Annotated in this window: 19 protein-coding genes; 12 read left to right on the top strand and 7 right to left on the bottom strand. The window is 68.5% G+C overall.

The annotated features are described in order from the left end of the window. Positions 1 to 11: 11 nt before the first annotated feature. Entirely contained in the window at positions 12 to 599 is a 588-nt protein-coding gene (locus ACXC9Q_RS12955) for a TetR/AcrR family transcriptional regulator (RefSeq protein WP_457056716.1), read from the bottom strand. A 55-nt stretch (positions 600 to 654) separates the two neighbouring features. Between ACXC9Q_RS12955 and ACXC9Q_RS12950 the strand changes: the two genes are divergently transcribed. From ACXC9Q_RS12950 to ACXC9Q_RS12915, 8 genes are read left to right on the top strand one after another with little or no spacing between them, the layout of a single operon-like run. Further along, positions 655 to 1,890 carry an acyl-CoA dehydrogenase family protein gene (locus ACXC9Q_RS12950; protein WP_457056715.1) on the top strand — a complete coding sequence of 412 codons (1,236 nt, stop codon included), beginning with the start codon at positions 655 to 657 and terminating at the stop codon, positions 1,888 to 1,890. Further along, positions 1,887 to 2,672, top strand: a complete 786-nt coding sequence (locus tag ACXC9Q_RS12945; RefSeq protein WP_457056714.1) for an SDR family NAD(P)-dependent oxidoreductase — start codon at positions 1,887 to 1,889, stop codon at positions 2,670 to 2,672. Before ACXC9Q_RS12950 ends, ACXC9Q_RS12945 begins: the two co-directional genes overlap by 4 nt. Next, positions 2,665 to 3,714, top strand: a complete 1,050-nt coding sequence (locus ACXC9Q_RS12940; protein ID WP_457056713.1) for a phosphotransferase family protein — start codon at positions 2,665 to 2,667, stop codon at positions 3,712 to 3,714. Before ACXC9Q_RS12945 ends, ACXC9Q_RS12940 begins: the two co-directional genes overlap by 8 nt. Before the next feature lie 35 nt (positions 3,715 to 3,749). Continuing rightward, a complete protein-coding gene (locus ACXC9Q_RS12935) occupies positions 3,750 to 4,433 on the top strand; it encodes a histidine phosphatase family protein (protein ID WP_457056712.1) in 684 nt (227 codons plus the stop codon). A gap of 7 nt (positions 4,434 to 4,440) precedes the next feature. After that, positions 4,441 to 5,187: an SDR family oxidoreductase gene (locus ACXC9Q_RS12930; protein ID WP_457056711.1), complete on the top strand. Its 747-nt coding sequence runs from the start codon at positions 4,441 to 4,443 to the stop codon at positions 5,185 to 5,187. Between the two features lies 1 nt (position 5,188). Beyond that, positions 5,189 to 6,139: an LLM class F420-dependent oxidoreductase gene (locus ACXC9Q_RS12925; protein ID WP_457056710.1), complete on the top strand. Its 951-nt coding sequence runs from the start codon at positions 5,189 to 5,191 to the stop codon at positions 6,137 to 6,139. A 60-nt stretch (positions 6,140 to 6,199) separates the two neighbouring features. Then, positions 6,200 to 6,610 carry a type II toxin-antitoxin system prevent-host-death family antitoxin gene (locus tag ACXC9Q_RS12920; protein WP_457056709.1) on the top strand — a complete coding sequence of 137 codons (411 nt, stop codon included), beginning with the start codon at positions 6,200 to 6,202 and terminating at the stop codon, positions 6,608 to 6,610. 8 nt (positions 6,611 to 6,618) lie between these two features. After that, positions 6,619 to 7,050 carry a hypothetical protein gene (locus ACXC9Q_RS12915; protein ID WP_457056708.1) on the top strand — a complete coding sequence of 144 codons (432 nt, stop codon included), beginning with the start codon at positions 6,619 to 6,621 and terminating at the stop codon, positions 7,048 to 7,050. A 31-nt stretch (positions 7,051 to 7,081) separates the two neighbouring features. Here ACXC9Q_RS12915 and ACXC9Q_RS12910 read toward each other — a convergent pair whose 3' ends face one another. The 3 genes from ACXC9Q_RS12910 to ACXC9Q_RS12900 are packed head-to-tail and all read right to left on the bottom strand — an operon-like array spanning position 7,082 to position 10,055. Further along, entirely contained in the window at positions 7,082 to 7,504 is a 423-nt protein-coding gene (locus ACXC9Q_RS12910) for an MmcQ/YjbR family DNA-binding protein (RefSeq protein WP_457056707.1), read from the bottom strand. A gap of 9 nt (positions 7,505 to 7,513) precedes the next feature. Further along, positions 7,514 to 9,367 carry a sensor histidine kinase gene (locus tag ACXC9Q_RS12905; protein ID WP_457056706.1) on the bottom strand — a complete coding sequence of 618 codons (1,854 nt, stop codon included), beginning with the start codon at positions 9,365 to 9,367 and terminating at the stop codon, positions 7,514 to 7,516. Then, entirely contained in the window at positions 9,357 to 10,055 is a 699-nt protein-coding gene (locus ACXC9Q_RS12900) for a response regulator transcription factor (RefSeq protein ID WP_329483088.1), read from the bottom strand. The genes ACXC9Q_RS12905 and ACXC9Q_RS12900 overlap by 11 nt, the downstream gene beginning before the upstream one ends. A gap of 113 nt (positions 10,056 to 10,168) precedes the next feature. On the opposite strand from ACXC9Q_RS12900, the gene ACXC9Q_RS12895 reads away from it, so the two are divergent. From ACXC9Q_RS12895 to ACXC9Q_RS12880, 4 genes are all read left to right on the top strand, one after another. Beyond that, positions 10,169 to 11,224 carry a hypothetical protein gene (locus tag ACXC9Q_RS12895; RefSeq protein WP_457056705.1) on the top strand — a complete coding sequence of 352 codons (1,056 nt, stop codon included), beginning with the start codon at positions 10,169 to 10,171 and terminating at the stop codon, positions 11,222 to 11,224. Beyond that, positions 11,221 to 12,516 carry a peptidoglycan-binding protein gene (locus ACXC9Q_RS12890; RefSeq protein ID WP_457056704.1) on the top strand — a complete coding sequence of 432 codons (1,296 nt, stop codon included), beginning with the start codon at positions 11,221 to 11,223 and terminating at the stop codon, positions 12,514 to 12,516. Before ACXC9Q_RS12895 ends, ACXC9Q_RS12890 begins: the two co-directional genes overlap by 4 nt. Next, the gene (locus tag ACXC9Q_RS12885) at positions 12,513 to 13,205 is read left to right on the top strand and encodes an ABC transporter ATP-binding protein (protein ID WP_328524813.1); all 693 of its coding nucleotides are present in this window, start codon (positions 12,513 to 12,515) and stop codon (positions 13,203 to 13,205) included. The genes ACXC9Q_RS12890 and ACXC9Q_RS12885 overlap by 4 nt, the downstream gene beginning before the upstream one ends. 221 nt (positions 13,206 to 13,426) lie before the next feature. Next, a complete protein-coding gene (locus ACXC9Q_RS12880; RefSeq protein ID WP_457056703.1) occupies positions 13,427 to 14,584 on the top strand; it encodes an ABC transporter permease in 1,158 nt (385 codons plus the stop codon). Here ACXC9Q_RS12880 and ACXC9Q_RS12875 read toward each other — a convergent pair. From ACXC9Q_RS12875 to ACXC9Q_RS12865, 3 genes are all read right to left on the bottom strand, one after another. Beyond that, positions 14,486 to 15,844 (bottom strand): MFS transporter, encoded by a 1,359-nt coding sequence (locus ACXC9Q_RS12875; RefSeq protein ID WP_457056702.1) that lies wholly within the window; start codon positions 15,842 to 15,844, stop codon positions 14,486 to 14,488. The genes ACXC9Q_RS12880 and ACXC9Q_RS12875 overlap by 99 nt on opposite strands. Before the next feature lie 43 nt (positions 15,845 to 15,887). Then, entirely contained in the window at positions 15,888 to 16,364 is a 477-nt protein-coding gene (locus ACXC9Q_RS12870) for a DUF4188 domain-containing protein (protein WP_328524810.1), read from the bottom strand. Between the two features lie 79 nt (positions 16,365 to 16,443). Then, entirely contained in the window at positions 16,444 to 17,376 is a 933-nt protein-coding gene (locus ACXC9Q_RS12865; RefSeq protein ID WP_457056701.1) for an acyl-ACP desaturase, read from the bottom strand. Positions 17,377 to 17,400 lie beyond the last annotated feature (24 nt).

Below are 17,400 nucleotides of genomic sequence, written 5' to 3'. Positions count from 1 at the left end.
GAGCGAAAGTCCTACAACTTGCGCAGCGTGTGGAGGGCTTCGATGGCGTGGTCGACGAGGAACTTGTCGGAGTACGGGCGCTCGTCCTCCGGGAGGCCGGACCACTCGATCGCGAGATCTTCGGCGTACGCGAGCCAGGCGTGGACGCGCATGTACTCGGGGGATGCGGGCTCGTCGGCGACCTCCGGCGTACCGATGTAGGTGAGGATGCGCTTGGTCAGCCCGGCGCGGGTTTCGTCGTAGACCTCGACGGCGTAGTCGTCGCCGCCGGCGGCTCCGCGGACGAAGGAGATGTACGCCGTCCGCCGCCGGCTGATGAACGCGACGAACTGCATCAGCATCTCCCGGAGCTTCTCCTCCGGCGGCAGGGACTCGTCCGGCTTCGTCACCCGGAGCAGGCGACGGCCGGCCGCCGAGATCACGGCGACGTAGTAATCGCGCTTGCTCGGGAAGTAATGGAACAGCAGGCCGCGGGAGATCCCGGCCTGGCCCGCGATCGCGTCGATCGACAGCTCGTGGATCGGCTGCGTGCGCAGCATCATCAGCCCGATCTTGACCAGTTGCTTCTTCCGGTCCTCCGCTGACAGTCGGTGATCCATCTATTGAGCATTGCTTAGCGGCTGAGCTACGGTCAAGACGACCTAAGGAGTCTTGATGGGATTCGAACCTTCCGCCCGCGCGACTGAGCTGATCGGGCGGGCAGCGGAGTTCATCCGGACCGAGATCGAGCCGGTCGAGGCCGGGCTGCAGGCCGCGATCCGGGCGGCCGGCGACCCCTGGCAGCCGCAGCCCGTGATGAAGGAGCTGCAGACGAAGGCCCGCAAAGAAGGCCTGTGGAACCTCTTCCTTCCGCCCGCCGAGCCGGGCAACGAGGAGTACGGCGAAGGCCTGTCGAACCTCGACTACGCCCCGATCGCCGAACTCACCGGTCGATCCTTCATCGCGCCGTACGTGTTCAACTGCAACGCACCGGACACCGGCAACATGGAGGTCCTGCTCCGCTACGGCAGCCCGGACCAGAAGAAGCGCTGGCTGGAGCCGTTGCTCGACGGCACGATCCGGTCCGCGTTCTGTATGACCGAGCCGGACGTCGCGTCGTCCGATGCCACCAACATGGCCGCGACCGCGATCGTCGACGGTGACGAAGTCCTCATCAACGGCCGCAAATGGTGGAGCACCGGCGTCGGTCATCCGGACTGCGAGCTGCTCATCTTCATGGGCCTCACCGACCCCGAGGCCCACCGGTACGCGCGGCACACGATGGTGCTCGTCCCCCGCGACACCCCAGGCGTGAAGGTCGAGCGCCTCCTCCCCACGATGAGCCGGTACGACGAGCCGCACGGCCACGGCGAGGTGTCGTTCACCGCGGTCCGGGTGCCGGCGTCGAACATCCTGGTCGGACCGGGCAAGGCGTTCGAGATCGCGCAGGGCCGGCTCGGACCGGGCCGGGTGCACCACTGCATGCGACTGATCGGGCTGGCCGAGAAGGCGCTCGAGCTGGCGATCGAGCGCGGCACCAGCCGGACCGCGTTCGGCAAGCCACTCGTGAATCTCGGCGGCAACCGTGAGCGCATCGCCGATGCCCGGATCGCGATCAACCAAGCCCGATTGCTCGTGCTGCAGACGGCGTACCTGCTGGACACGAAGGGGCTCGCGGGCGCGTTGAGCGAGGTGAGCCAGATCAAGGTCGCCGTCCCGCGGATGGCGCAGGACGTGATCGACATGGCGATCCAGTTGCACGGCGGTGGTGGGCTGTCCGAGGACTTCCCGCTCGCGGCGGCGTGGACGAGTGCCCGGTCGTTGCGACTGGCCGACGGGCCGGACGAGGTGCATCGTGGGGTGATCGCCAGAATCGAACTGGCGTCGTACCTAGGGCGGGAGACGAAGTGAGCCGGATCCTCGTCACCGGTGGCGCGAGCGGGCTCGGCGCCGCGTTGGTCGCCCGGTTTGTTGCCGACGGCCACCAAGTGCTCAGCACCGACGTCGCGTCCGACGGCACCGACGACGGGGCGACGTACCGGCAGCTCGACGTCCGCAGTCCGGCGGACTGGGCCGCGGCGGTCGAATGGTGCGAGCAGAACTGGTGCGGCCTGGACATCCTGGTGAACAACGCCGGGATCGCGACCGGCGGCCGGATCGAGGTCGAGTCACTCGACGAGTGGGATCGCGTCGTCGACATCAACCTGATGGGTGTGGTCCGCGGCTGCCGCGCGTTCACACCGCTCTTCAAGCGGCAGCGGTCCGGCCACATCGTCAACACAGCATCAGCGGCGGGGCTCGTCCACCCGCCGATGATGAGCTCGTACAACACGGTCAAGGCCGGAGTTGTCGCGCTCTCGGAGACCCTGTCGCACGAGCTGCATCCGTACGGCGTGACCATCTCGGTGGTCTGCCCGTCGTTCTTCCGGACCAACCTGGCCGACTCGATCCGCGGCGCGGACACCGCCATGGGCGCGACCGCGCGCCAGCTGATCGAGAAGTCGCCACGGTCGGCCGACGACATCGCGGCCGCGGTGATCGCGGGGATCAAGAAGAAGCAGTTCCTGATCATCCCCGATCGGCCGGCCCTCCTGGCGTGGCGCACCAAGCGCTTCGCCCGTCCGCTGTACGACCGGCAGATGCGCAAGATCGCTGCCCGGGCGCGGGCTCGGGCCGAGGCCGCCGATGGGTGATGGCGCGCGGGCGGTCCGGGACGAGGACGCCTTCGACGTGCCGGCGGTCGATGGTTGGCTCCGGCAACAGACAGAGCTTCCGCCCGGGCTCCCTGAGGTGAAACAGTTCTCCGGCGGCGCGTCGAACCTGACCTATCTCCTGCGGTACGGCGATCACGAGCTGATCCTGCGCCGCCCGCCGGCCGGGACGAAGGCCAGAGGCGCCCACGACATGGGCCGCGAATACCGGATCCAGGCCGCGCTGAAGCCGGTGTTCCGCTACGTTCCGACGATGGTTGCCCATTGCAACGACGACGCGGTGATCGGCTCCGAGTTCTACGTGATGGAGCGTGTTATTGGGACGATCCCGGGCCATCACGAGCTGGGCGTCGACCTGACGCCCGCCCAGACCCGGCAGCTGGGTTTCACCTTGATCGACACGCTCGCCGAGCTGCACGCCGTCGACGCCGAGGCCGCCGTCCTGACCGACCTCGGTCGTGGCGAGGGGTACGTCGGACGCCAGGTCACGGGTTGGTCGGAGCGCTATCGCAAGGCGAAGACCTGGAACGTGCCCAGCTACGAGCGTGTGATGGCCTGGCTTGCGGAGAACCAGCCGGCCGACGTCCGGACTTGCGTTATCCACAACGACTTCAGGCTCGACAACGTCGTACTCGCGCCGGACGATCCGCTGCACGTGGTCGGCGTACTCGATTGGGAGCTCGCGACACTCGGCGACCCGCTGATGGATCTGGGGGGTGCGCTGGCGTATTGGGTGCAGGCGGACGACGACTGGGCGTTCCGCCGCTTCCGGCTGCAGCCGTCGGACGCGCCCGGCATGATCAGCCGCGACGAGATCGTCGCGTACTACACCGAGCGGTCGGGACTCAAGCCGGAGAACTGGGCGTTCTACGAGGTGTTCGGGCTGTTCCGGCTGGCGGTGATCGCGCAGCAGATCTACTACCGCTACCACCACAAGCAGACGCGCAACCCGCGGTTCAAGAGCTTCTGGCTCCCGGTAAACCTGCTCGAGCGGCGCTGCCGCGGGATTATCCGGCAGGCGTAGCCTGTCCGGGGCGGTGGGGCGGGGAAGGAAATAGCATGGCAGTCATCTATCTGATTCGGCATGCGCAGGCGTCGTTCGGGGCGCGTGACTACGACAAGCTCTCGGAGCAGGGCGAGCAGCAGGCGGTGCTGCTCGGCAAGGCACTCGCCGCACGAGGTGTGCGGCCCGACCTGGTCGTCTCCGGGTCGATGTCGCGGCAGCTGATGACGGCGCAACTCGCGTTGGCGGCCGCCGGCCTGGAGGGGCGGGCCGAAGTGGATGTGGGCTTCGACGAGTTCGACCACGAGCAGGTGATCCTCGCGCACAAGCCGGCGTACCGGCGCCGGGCGGTGATGCTCGCGGACCTGGCCCGGACCGGGAATCCGCACCGCGCGTTCCAGGAGATGTTCAGCGCGGCGACGGAGCGCTGGATGCGCGAGGGCGACGGCTACACCGAGACCTTCCAGGCGTTCGCGGACCGCGTCGAGGCCGCGGTACGACGGACAGCGGGAAGCCTCGGCAAGGGCGAGACGGCGGTGGTGTTCACGTCCGGCGGGCCGATCACGTCGGTGGTGAGCCGGATACTGACCGACGGCGGCGACGGGCTGTGGCTGAAACTGAGTCCGTTGACGATCAACACCGCGATCACCAAGGTGCTGGCCGGACTGAGTGGACTGACCGTGGTCAGTCACAACGAACACGGGCATCTCGACGGTACCGGGATGATCTCCTACAGATAGGGCTGCGATGCGACGGAACATCCTGATCACCGGCGCCAGCGCCGGACTGGGCGCGGAGATGGCCCGGCAGTTCGCCGCCAAGGGCCACAACCTGGCGCTCACCGCGCGACGCGAAGAGCGGCTCGAGGCGCTGCGGACCGAGCTGACCGAGCGTTATCCACAGGCACAGATCGTCATCCACAGGCTCGATGTGACCGATCACGACCAGGTGTTCGAGGTGTTCCGCAAGGCCGACGTGGAGCTCGGCCAGCTGGACCGGGTGATCGTGAACGCCGGCCTGGGCAAGGGCGCGCCGCTCGGCACCGGCCGGTTCGACGCCAACCGCGAGACCGCGCTGACCAACTTCGTCGGCGCGCTCGCCCAGGCGGAGGCGGCGATGGAGCTGTTCCGAGCCCGGAACGCGGGCCACCTCGTCTTCATCTCGTCCATCTCGGCGCTGCGCGGCCTGCCCAAGACGGTGACGACGTACGCCGCGACCAAGGCCGGGCTGGCGTCGCTCGCCGAGGGGCTCCGGATGGAGTTGCTCGGCAAGCCGATCAAGGTCAGCACGATCTTCCCCGGTTACATCCGGTCCGAGATGAACGAGCACGTCGCGAACACCCCGCTGATCGTCGACACTGTTTCCGGCGTCCGTGCGATCGTCGCCGCGATCGAGGCCGAGAAGGCGAAGGCGTACGTACCGCCGTGGCCGTGGAGCCCGCTCGCCCGGGTGATGCGGTTCGCACCACTGCCGTTGCTGAAGAGGATGATCTGAGATGCGCTGGGGCCTGACCGTTCCACTGACCGGGGTACCGCTGCGCGACCACCGGCCGCTGATTGCCGAGCTGTCCTCGCTGGGGTACACCGACCTCTGGTCCGCCGAGGTCGCCGGCGCCGACGCGTTCACACCGCTGGTACTCGCGTCCGAGTGGGACGACCGCTTGCGGTTGGGAACGGCCGTCGTACCCGTGCACACGCGCGGACCGGCCGCGCTCGCGATGAGTGCGGCGGCGCTCGCGGACCTCGCGCCGGGGCGGTTCGTGCTCGGGATCGGGGCGTCGTCAGAGACCATCGTGACCGGGTGGAACGGGATCGCGTACGATCCGCCGCTGGCGCGGACCCGCGACGTACTGCGCTTCCTGCGGCATGCGTTCGCGGGAGAGAAGGTGGACGGGGAGTTCGACAGCTTCACCATCCAGCGGTTCCGGCTGGAGAAGGCGCCGGACGTGCCGCCGTCGATCATGCTCGCCGCGCTGCGGCCGCAGATGCTCAAGCTTGCGGCGCGCGAGGCGGATGGCGCGATCACGAACTGGCTGTCCGCGGACGACGTACGGAAGGTCCGCGCGGAGCTCGGCCCGGACAAGGAGCTGGCGGCGCGGATCTTCGTCTGTGTCACCGAGGACTCGGAGATGGCCCGCAACATCGGCCGCTTCCTGATCGCCACCTACCTGACCGTCCCCGGCTACGCCGCCTTCCACGACTGGCTTGGTCGCGGGGCCGCGATGAAGGAGATGCGTGAGGCGTGGGCCGCCGGTGACCGCAACGCCGCGATGGCCGCCGTACCCCTCGAGGTCCTCGACGACCTGATCGTCCACGGCACTGCCGAGCAATGCCGTGACCACATCAACCGCTATGTCGACAACGGCCTCGACACCCCGATCATCGCCACCCTCCCCACCGGCACCGACCTCCTGGAGACCGCCCGCGCGCTCGCGCCGCTCAACTAGGCGCCACTTGGCGGCCGACCTCGCTGCCGTGTACGCTGTGTACACAGTGAAGGGATGGTCATGAGCTCCACGGTCGATTACCGCAGTGCCCGCGAGGCGCGTGAGCATTTCAAGGAAATCCTCGATGCCGCCGACGACGGTCGCCCGGCGACGGTCACTCGAGACGCGCGCCGGGTCGCAGCCGTGGACGCAGACCGGCTGGTGCACTTCTTGACCCGGGTTCGCCCCTCCGGTGCTCAGGTGGTCGCGGAGAACGACGGTTGGTCACTCTTCATTCCGGGACTCCCCGTTGCGGCAGACGGTGCCACGCTCGACGAGGCCGCGGAGGAGATGATCGACGCGCTCCGCGACTACGCCGAGGAGTGGGCCGACCACCTTCGCCTGGCCCCCAACCATGCCGAGAACTGGGGCATGGTGCAGATCGTCGCCCTTTCGTCGGACGAGCAGCTGCGCGACTGGCTGCTCGCCTGACGCGCACCGTGAGCGAGCAACGCCGTCCGGTCACTCGGACGGACCACCAGAACTTCTGCCTCACCGAAGGCTGGACCGAACGCAAGCGCGCGACGGGCAAGCGCGGAACCCACCACGTCAACTACGAGTTCGCGCTGCCGGACGGGCTGATCCTCTACACGAGGATCAGTCACCCGGTCGATCGCACTGACTATGGCCCGTCCATCTGGTCGCATATTCTCCGTGACCAACTCGCCGTCACGGCCGAAGAGTTCTGGGCGTGCGTCGAAGACAAGATCATCCCGGACAGACAAGGCCCGCAGGTTCCCGCCGAGACGATCCCCGCGGGAGTCGTCCGAACACTCGTCACCGAGGCGCACATCCCGGAAGTCGAAGTACTGGCCATGACAAAGGCCGAGGCTGTCGAACGACTCGCCCTGTTCTACACGACTGGCCAGTGAAGACACCGATTCAGCCACTAGCTCACCGCGCTCAGTGTGGCAGTCGGTGTTCCTCGAGCCAGGTTCTGGCGCGGCGGTTGGAGGCTCGGGACAGCCAGGCGTCCTGGATCACCTCGGTCAGCTCCTGCTTGGTGAGTTCGCCGATGCGACTGCCGCGGACCAGGACCGAGGGATGGCCGTCGAAGTGCGGGGTGCTGAAGAACGGGTTCGACTCGTCCGCCACCAGCGCCAGCTTCTCGTCCTGAGACTCGACCCAGAACACGATCACATCGTCGTACCGCTCGCCGGTGTCGGGATCGAAGGCGTCCGGCCGCCGGCTCCGGAAGAACACGAACGACTTCCCACCCACCTGATAGACCGGCCGCTCGGTGTCTTCCTTCTGCCACACGGTGACATGCGGCATCCCGAGGGCGATCTCGTGCACATCTGCAACGCGTGCTTTCCGGCCGGCCACAGGCTGAGGTTAACCAGCCGGGATCCAGATCGTGAAGGCCGATCCGGAGCCGAGGCGGCTGGTCACTGTGATCCGGCCGCCGTGGGCCCCGGCAAGGTGCTTGGTGATCGCTAGGCCCAGTCCACTGCCGCCCGTCGACCGGCTGCGGGATTGCTCGGCGCGGTAGAAGCGGTCGAACAGATGTGGCAGGTGTTCGTCCGCGATCCCGGTGCCGTTGTCGGTGACGGTCAGGTTGTAGCCGCCGTCGCCCCGTCGTACGCCGACCACGACCTTGCCGCCGGGCGGCGTGAAGCGGATGGCATTCGAGACCAGGTTGCCGAGCGCCTGCCGGATCCGCGCGCTGTCGACGGAGGCCGTCGCAGCCTCTTGTACGTCGGCTGTCAGCGCTACCCCGGCCGTGTCGGCGGCAGGCTGGTGCGCCAGCACGACCTGTTGCGCCAGCTCGGTCAGATCACGTGGGGCGGGATGCAGCCGGAGCATGCCGGCGTCGGCGAGCGCGAGGTCCTGCAGGTCGGCCACCAGGTGCTCGAGCAGTTCGGTCTCCTCCAGCAGCGACGTCACCAGCTCCCCATCCAGCGGTACGACGCCGTCCTCGGACGCGACCAGATAGCCCTTGATGTTGGCCAACGGCGTCCGCAGTTCGTGGGCGACGTCGCTGACCATCGCCTTGCGCTGGAAGTCGTGCCGCTGGATCGCCTCCGCCATCTCGTTGAAGGCGTTCCCGAGCCGGGCCACCTCGTCCCTCCCGGTCACCGGGACCCGGGCGGCGTGGTCGCCGTTCCGCATCCGTTGGGCCGCGCCGGTGAGCGCCACGATCGGGCGGACCAGCCGGCGACCGGCGAAGATCATCACCAGCGCCGCGATCAGCAGTACGCCGAGCGCGGTCGCCGCGGTCCGCAGCATGCCCTCGCCGGAGAACACGTTGAACGTGCTCTTCGCACCCAGATACAGCTTCGCGGGCGGAGCGACGTACGGCGTCAACGCCTCCGAGCGGGCCTGGGTCGTGCAGGTCACGAACGCCTCGGACACCGCACCCTTGGTCTTGGGCTCGGCCGTCTTCAGACCGTCGTAGTCGGCGATCGTGTACTTCTCACCGGCGGCGTCGAGGCAGGCGGTCGCACGGCGGAGCTCGTCGTCGTTCACGATCTTCGCCTTCGCGCTGGGCGCGTTCAGGCCCGGCGGCATGCACCGGTCCGACCCCGTGACTCCGGGCTTGGAGACCTGCATCTGGCTGACGCCGTTGGCGAGTTTGCCGGACTCGATCAGCACCTGCGGTGAGGCGTCGCCCCCGTTCGCCACGGACGCCGCAATGCCCTGGGCCTGGAAACAGTCGACCGCCTTCTGCGCGAGCTTCTCTCGCTCCTGGTTCTCCTGCTCGGTCAGCCCCCAGACCGGGTACGGCGAACCTATCCCGGCCGACGTGATCACATCGGCCCGGCCTGACACGGTCATCTTGCGCACCGCGGACAGGCTGAGCGCGCCCGCGAACTTCAAAGTGCCGTCGTTGCGGGCGTCGATGGTTGCCGCCGGCACCGAGGGCAGCTCGGGACCCGCGCCGAGCACCCGGGCCGAGTCGGCGATCACGCTGCCGTCCGGTTCGGTCACGGCGATCCGGCGGCCGAGCTTGCCGGCCAGATCGTGCACCAGCTTGTCCACCCCGGACCAGGTCGGGTGATCCGACGCGTACTTCGACAGCTCGCCGTAGATCTGCCCGTCGACCTGGAGCTGACCGGTGTTCGCGTCGATCTCACCCTGCAGCTTCTCCGAGGTGCTGTAGGTGGCGATCACCGCGGTCGCGATGACCGCGCCGAGGGCGACCGCCAGCGCCAGGCCGAGGAACCGAATCAGCACGCTACGACGCATCGACCTGTACCTTGTCCGCGAGCTTGTAACCGACGCCATACACGGTCTTCAGGTACGCCGGTGCGGCCGGCGACGGCTCGATCTTCTTCCGCAGGTTCATCACATGGACGTCGATCGTCCGGTCGAAGACGTAGTGGTCGAAGCCGAACGCGTGCTCGAGCAACTGCTGCCGGGAGAAGGCCCGCCCGGGGGAGGCAGCCAGGCAGGCCAGGATCTTGAACTCGGCCGGCGTCACGTCGACCAGCCGGCCGGCCAGCCGGATCTCGTGCCGGATCGGGTCGATCTCCAGCTCGCCGACCCGGTACACCTCGCCCTCGGCCCGGCTCCGGGTCCGCCGCAGGACGGTCCGGACCCGGGCGACGAGCTCGCGCGGGTTGTACGGCTTGGTCAGATAGTCGTCCGCGCCCAGGTCGAGACCGAGCAGCAGGTCGTCCTCGGTCGAGCGGGCGGTCAGCATGATGATCGGCACCTCGTCGTCGGCCCGCAGTACCCGGCAGACGTCCAGGCCGTCGACCTTCGGCATCATCACGTCGAGCACGAGCAGGTCGGGGCTGCGCCGACGGGCCTCGTCGATCGCGGCCCGTCCGTCGTGCACGACGACGGTCAGGTGCCCCTCCCGCTCGAGATACCGCCGAATCAGCTCCGCCTGCTTCAGATCGTCTTCGGCGACGAGGATCCGCGCTGGCATACCCATCAATGTCCCCGAGTTTGATGAGAATCCGATGAAGATCGACTGAGAGCATCGGGTGCAAATCGGTCCTTCACAGGTTCTTCACCGCCGGCCCCTCAAGCTCGACCGCCATGAAGACCTCACGGAAAGCACTCGCCCTGGTGGCGGTCCTGGCGCTGGCCGGGTGTGGGAACAACCCGACCCCGGCCGCGTCCGGGGACCAGAACAGTGACAAGAGCCCCCTTGCGGAGTACATGGGCGAAGGCTTCACGTCGTCCGGCGGCGGGATGCGGATCGCGGTCCGGGCCGGCGGCGGTCAGCAGCCGTCGGAGGAGGAGCTGGCCAAGCAGCGCAAGGTCGAGGACGCCACCGCCGCCTGCATGAAGGCGGCCGGGTTCGAGTACGTCGCGGTCCCGCCGGAGTCGAACCCGAAGAGCAAGTTCGCCGACGCGTTCAACTTGCCACCGGACAAGTTCGCCGAGCAGTACGGCTACGGCATCAGCACCATCGACTGGTCCAAGGCCGGCGCCGACGACACCAACCCCAACACCAAGATCCGCAACGCCCTCTCCCCGAACGCGAAGAAGGCCTACGACAAGGCGCTGAACGGCCCGAACGCGGTCGGCAACGGCAATGTCGTGATCGCCCCGAAGGAAGGCGACGGCCCGAGTTCGAGCGGCAAGATGGACCTGGGGTGCCGCGGCAAGGCGGTCGAGGAGGTCTACGGCAAGGGCAAGGACCGGACCGCCGACTTCAAGAAGTTCGACAGCCTGTTCAAGGACATCCAGGCGCTGTCGAAGCGGATCGAGGCCGACCAGCGGGTGGTGGACGCGACCAAAGCCTGGTCCGACTGCATGGCCGACGCCGGTCAGCCCGGCTTCAGCAAGGTGGACGCGCCGCGCGAGAAGGTCCAGCAGAAGCTCGACGCGCTGACCGGCAACCAGGCACCGCCGAAGAACGGCCAGGGCAAGACGCTGCAGGGTCCGCCGTCGTTCGACAAGGTCGACGCGACCAAGCTGGCCGACCTGCGCAAGTTCGAGATCGACCTCGCGGTCGCGGACCAGAAGTGCAAGGCCAAGGTGTACGACGCGTCGTACAAGAAGGTGCAGTACGACCTGGAGAAGGAGTTCGTCAGCCAGCACAAGACCGAGCTCGAGTCGTACCGCGACGAGATGGCGAACCGGTGACCGCTTCGACCAAGTCCCGGCGGCGGGTCCTGGTCGGGGTCTGCGCGGTGGCCGCCGTCTCGCTCGGCGTGGGCGTGGCCGCGGGCAGTCGGATCACGTCACCGGAGGACGCGGCCGCCAAGACCGCAGCCCCGAAGGCCTCCCAGATCACCGTGCCGGTGGCGAAGAAGGCGCTGTCCAGCAAGGTGATCGGCCGCGGTGACGCCTCGTTCGACGGCGCGGTGAACATCCGGGTCGAGACCAGCGGGCTGACCACGCCGGCCATCGTGAACGGGAAGGTGCCGGCGGTCGGGTCCACCATCACCGAGGGCAAGGCGTTGCTGGAGATCACCGGCCGCCCGGTGATCGGACTGGCCGGCGTACTGCCGATGTACCGGACGTTGAGTCCGGGCAGCAAGGGACCCGACGTACTCCAGCTCGAGCAGACCCTGGACCGGCTCGGTCTCGACCCGGGCACGGTCGACGACGAGTACGACACGGACACCTCGCAAGCGGTCGAGCGGCTCTACGAGAAGGCCGGGTACGACGCTCCCGCGCCGGACGAGCGACTCACTCAGGCCGTCGACCAGGCGAAGAAGCAGGTCGACGCGGCCAAGAACCAGCTCCGCCAGGCGAGGGCTCAGCTCAAGCAGGCGAAGGACGCGAAGGCCAAGGACACCTCGGTGCAGCAAGGGGCGGTCGACGACGCGGAGGAGAACCTCGCCGATGTCCAGGAGACCCGGAACGAGGCCGAGTTCAAGGCCGGCACCCCGCTCCCGGTGTCCGAGATCGTGTACGTGAAGACCCTGCCGCGCCGGGTCGACGACGTGAAGGTCGAACGCGGCGGCACGGTCAATGGCGTGGTCATGTCGGCCAGCGGCGCGTCGCTGGTGGTCACGGTCAAGGTCGACGCGGAGACAGCCCAGCGCCTGAAGGCGGGCATGGCCGCGACCCTCGACCTCGGCGAAGGTACGGCGGTCGCCGCGAAGGTCCGCCGGATCACCAAGAACGGCAACCAGTACGACGTCGTGGTCGCACCCAACGCGCTGACCGCAAGCCAGCTGGCGCTGCTCCGTGACGCGAACGTGCGGGTGACGATCCCGGTGAAGAGCACCGGCGGCAAGGTCCTCGCCGTACCCGTGGCGGCGTTGTCGTCCGGTGCGGACGGCGGGTCGCGGATCGAAGTACTGCGGAACGGGAAGACGGAGCTCGTGCCGGTCACGGTCGGACTGTCCGCCGACGGGTACGCGCAGGTCACGCCGGCCGGCGACGCCAGGCTGTCCGAGGGCGATCAGGTGGTGGTGGGACGATGACCGCCACCGCGGTTGCCTTGCCGGCGCCGGTCGTCGAGATGATCGGCGTACGGCGATTCTTCCCCGGACCACCCGAGGTCCAGGCGATCCGGGAGGTCGACCTGACGATCGGCCAAGGGGAGTACCTGTCGATCGTCGGACCGTCCGGGTCCGGGAAGTCGACATTGCTCCATCTGCTCGGGTTGCTCGACAACCCGACCGGTGGTGTCTACCGGCTGGACGGCGTGGACACGATGAGCTTGCGCGAGCGGCGTCGCGCCGTACTGCGTGGTGAGCGGATCGGGTTCGTGTTCCAGTCGTTCCATCTGCTCGACCATCGGACTGTGCTGGAGAACGTCGCCCTGTCGATGGTGTACGTCGGAGTGCCGCGGCGCGAGCGGATGGCTCGGGCCCGGGTCGCGCTCGAGCGGGTCGGGCTCGCGCACCGGATGGAGTTCGCGCCGACCACGCTCTCCGGTGGTGAGCGGCAGCGGGTGGCGATCGCGCGGGCGCTGGTCGCCGAACCGAGTCTGTTGCTCGCCGACGAGCCGACCGGCAACCTGGACAGCGCCAACGCGGACGCGATCCTCACGGTGTTCGACGAACTGCACGCCGAGGGGATGACGCTGGCGGTCATCACCCACGACGACAACGTCAGCCGCCGGGCGCAACGTCAGGTCCGCATCGTCGACGGAACCCTCCAGTGGTAACCCCAGCAGGCCCCCCGGATCCCGCCGGCGGGCCGTCCACCTCCCCGCCCCACCCCGGGCCGGGAGCGCCGCCGCCCTCACCGGCGCGCTCCCGGCGCCGGGTCCGGCCTCGGCTCGCCCTCGCCGGCCTCATCCGCCGTGGTGCCTCCCTCGGCCCCACCCGGTCTCGGGGCCGAACTCGTCCCAGCGTCCGGGACCTCCTCGACGAGGCGCTGGCCGGGGTGGCCGCCAGGCCGACCCGCCTCGTCCTCACCACCCTGGGCACCGTGCTCGGGATCGCCGCCTTGGTCGGGACGGTTGGGCTTGGGCAGACCGCGTCGGGTCAGATCACCCAGCGATTCGACCTCGCGGCTGCCACGCGGGTCGTCGTCCAGCCGGATGACAAGGGCGGTCAGGAAGGCGAAGCCGCCACGCAGTTGCCGTGGGATGCGCCGGAACGGATCCAGCGGCTCAACGGAGTGGAGGCGGTCGGCACGGTCAGCAACCTCGACGTGGGTGACGACCTCGTCCGCAGCGTGGAAGCGCTCGACGATCAGCGCAACGGTCATGCGCTGCAGGTGATGGCCGGTTCGGCCGGGTTGTGGGACGCGGTCCGGGCGGTGCTGTCGACCGGCCGGTTCTTCGACACCGGCCACGATCGGCGCGCTGACAAGGTCGTTGTCCTCGGCAAGCATGCCGCCGAGCGGCTGGGGATCAACCGGGTCGACTCACAGCCGGCGATCTTCATCGGCGCCGAGCCCTACACGGTGATCGGCATCCTCGATTCCGTCTCCGGCCGGGCCGAGCTCAACGATGCCGTGATCATGCCGAACGGTGCGGCGAAGGCGGCGTACGACCTGGAATCCCCGGACGCGGTCGAGATCCGGACCCAGGTCGGTGCGGCGCAGTTGATCGCCGAGCAGGCGCCGATCGCGATCGAGCCGAACAACCCGAGCACGCTGCGCGTCGATGCCCCGCCGAAGCAGGGCGCCGTACGCAAGGGGGTCGAGTCCGACCTGAACGCGCTGTTCCTGCTGCTCGGCGCGGTCGCGCTGCTGGTCGGCGGTCTCGGGATCGCGAACGTCACGCTGCTGTCGGTGCTCGAACGGATCTCCGAGATCGGCTTGCGCCGCGCCCTCGGGGCCGCCCGACGGCACATCGCGGTGCAGTTCCTGGTGGAGAGCGTGATCGTCGGCTTCCTCGGTGGATTACTCGGTACGGCGGTCGGCGTACTGCTCACCGTGGGAGTGTCGTGGATCCGGGACTGGACGCCGATCCTGGACAACCGGCTTGCGTTCGGGTCACCCCTGCTGGGTGCGTTCATCGGCCTGGTCGCCGGCACGTACCCCGCGTGGAAGGCCTCCGCCATCCAGCCCATCACCGCCCTGCGCGGTACCTGAGTCATCCCGGCTGAGCCGCGCGTAGACCAGCGCGGTGGCGGCGAAGCCGAGGACGATGAAGGCGAGGACCGCGTACGACTTCCCGTCGTCGGGCAGGATCCACGCGCCGAGCGCGGCCGCGGAGACCTGCCCGACGTTGTAGATCATGTCGTACAGCGCGAACACCCGGCCGCGGTAGACATCGTCGACACCCGTCTGGACGAGGGTGTCGACGCTGATCTTCACGCCCTGCGCGCAGAAGCCCATCAGGAAGCCGCCGACGATCAGCGCCGGCTGGGTGTAGAGCCCGACCGGCACGGCGGTCACCACCGCGGCCGCGACGAACAGCCAGGTGATCCACTGCCGCAGTGTCATCACGCGGGTGCCCCACGGGGTGACGAGGGCGGCGAGGAACAAGCCCGCGCCGACCGCGCCGGTCGCGATTGCGAGTGCGCCGAAGGCCTGGTCGAGCTGATCGGGTCCGTAGAAGTAGTTGCGGTACAGCAGGATCATCGAGACGGTGATCAGCCCGAAGAAGAAGCGCAGCGAGCCGATCGCGCCCAGCCCGAGGGCCGCTTGCTTGCGCGTGCTCAGGTACCGGGCGCCGTCGATCAGGCCGGAGGCGATGGTCCTGAGCGCTTCGACGATGCCGGGTTCGTCGCCGTTCAGGTCCGGGCCGAGTTGGTCGCGGCGTAGCCGGAGCGCGAGCAGGGCGGCGGCGGTGTAGACGACGACCGTCAGTCCGAGGACCGCGAGATCGGAGTCGCCGATCAGCTTGACCCCTGCGCCGACCCCGCCGCCGATGAGGAAGAACGCCGTACCGGAGGTCGGGGTGACGGCGTTGGCCATCACCAGTTCGTCCCGCTCGACCACGTGCGGGAGGCCGGCCGACAGGCCGGAGAGCAGGAAGCGGTTCACGCCGAGGGTCAGGAGCACGGCCAGGTAGAACGGCACGCCCGCGTTACCGGTCGCGACGATGGCGCCGACTCCGACCACGAGGACGGCTCGGGTGAGATTCGCGCCGAAGAGGATCTGCCGTCGCGACCACCGGTCCAGCAGTACGCCGGTGAACGGCCCGAGGACCGAGTACGGCAGCAGCGCGACCGCGAACAGCCCCGCGATCGCCGCCGCGTCCGGCGCCCGCTCGGGCGAGAACAGCACGTACGACGCCAACGCGACCTGGAACACGCCGTCCCCGAACTGCGACGTCAACCGCACTGCGAACAACCGGCGGAAATCCCGGCGCTTCAGCAGCGTCCACAGATCCCGGATGAACCGCACGCCTGCACTGTAGCCGCCGCGGATGTCCGGACCGGCCGGGCGGCTACTCCTTGGTGTGCAGGCGTTCGGCGGCGGTCTCGCCCTTGGTGCCGACCGGGACGACGCCGGCGACCTTGCCGAGACCGAGCAGCGGCATGTTGCCGTAGATGGTCTCGGTGTTCCCCGCCGGGACGACGTACGTCTCGTGCCAGATGCCGGCGGCGCCGCTCTTGTACGACTGCTTGAAGTAGTCGAGCCAGGCCGGCCGGTGGGTCCGGTTGCTGTCGTTCGCGAAGCTCTGCAGCTTCTCGATCGACTCCCAGTACTGGATCAGGGTGACGCCGCGCCACGTCGGCAGCGTCCGGAACCCGAGCAGGCCGCTGTCCGGATCCTTCGACAGCTCACGCAGCATCGGTCCCATCGCCCTGGCGACCGGCAACCACGCCTTGAACCCCCGCAGCGAGTTGATCCGCAGACCGATCAGGAACACCACGACGTCCCCGTCGTACGCCGCCGTGTGCCGTCCCTCCACCACGCTCATCCGCCCCACCTCTCCTGGTCATCCCTGTCGAGGTACAGCATGAACAACGATCAGGCGGACGGCACCCCTGTTGCTCGGGTCACGCCGTGGTGCGGACAGCCTGGCGGGCGCGCAGGCGGTCGCGTTGCTCGACGAACCGGGCGGCCTGGGCGTCCAGGCCGGCCATGAAGTCGGCGAGCTCGTCGCGGGCCTTGGCTCCGTCGCCGGTGAGATCCTCGCGGTCGAAGACCTTCCACATCCGCAGGATCGGCGCGACCACCTCGTCATGATGCAGGCGCAGATCGTAGATGCCGGCCTTGGCGATCGTCACCGAGTTGCGGGTGAATCCCTCCATCGTCGCCCCCGGCATGGAGAAGTCCTTCACCTCGTTGGTGACCGCTCGCATGGTCTCGTTCGGCGCCGTCTCGAACGCCGCGGCGACCAGGTTCCGGTAGAAGATCATGTGCAGGTTCTCGTCGGTGGCGATCCGGGCCAGGAGTTGGTCCGCGATCGGGCAGCCGGTGGCCTTACCGGTGTTGCGATGGGAGACCCGGGTGGCCAGCTCCTGGAAGCTCACGTATGCGATCGCCTCGAGCATGTTCTTCTCGACGACGTGACCGGCGGTCATGTGCCTCATCCGGGCGTTCTCCAGCTCGACCGGGTCCACCCCGCGGGTGACCACGAGGTAGTCACGCAGCGCGATGCCGTGCCGGCCCTCCTCGGCGGTCCACCGGCCGACCCAGGTGCCCCACGCGCCGTCGAGGCCGAACTGGGTGGCGATCTCCCGGTGGTACGAGGGCAGGTTGTCCTCGGTCAGCAAATTGGTGACCATCGCGACCTTGGCGACCGGATCGAGCCGGGACTGCTCCGGCGACCAGTCCTCACCACCGAGGAAGGCGAAGTCGCGCCCCTCGCTCCACGGCACGTAGTCGTGCGGATTCCAGTCCTTGGTGATGGCCAGGTGCCGTTCGAGGTTGTCCTCGACGACGGGTTCCAGCTCGTGCAGCAGGTTCGTCACCAGCTTGTCGTTCACCGGGGGTCTCCTTCGTCGGCGGTT

Source organism: Kribbella sp. CWNU-51 (genome assembly GCF_054073265.1).
Note: the sequence above shows the minus strand (reverse complement) of the source record. Positions and strands in the feature narration are given on the sequence as shown.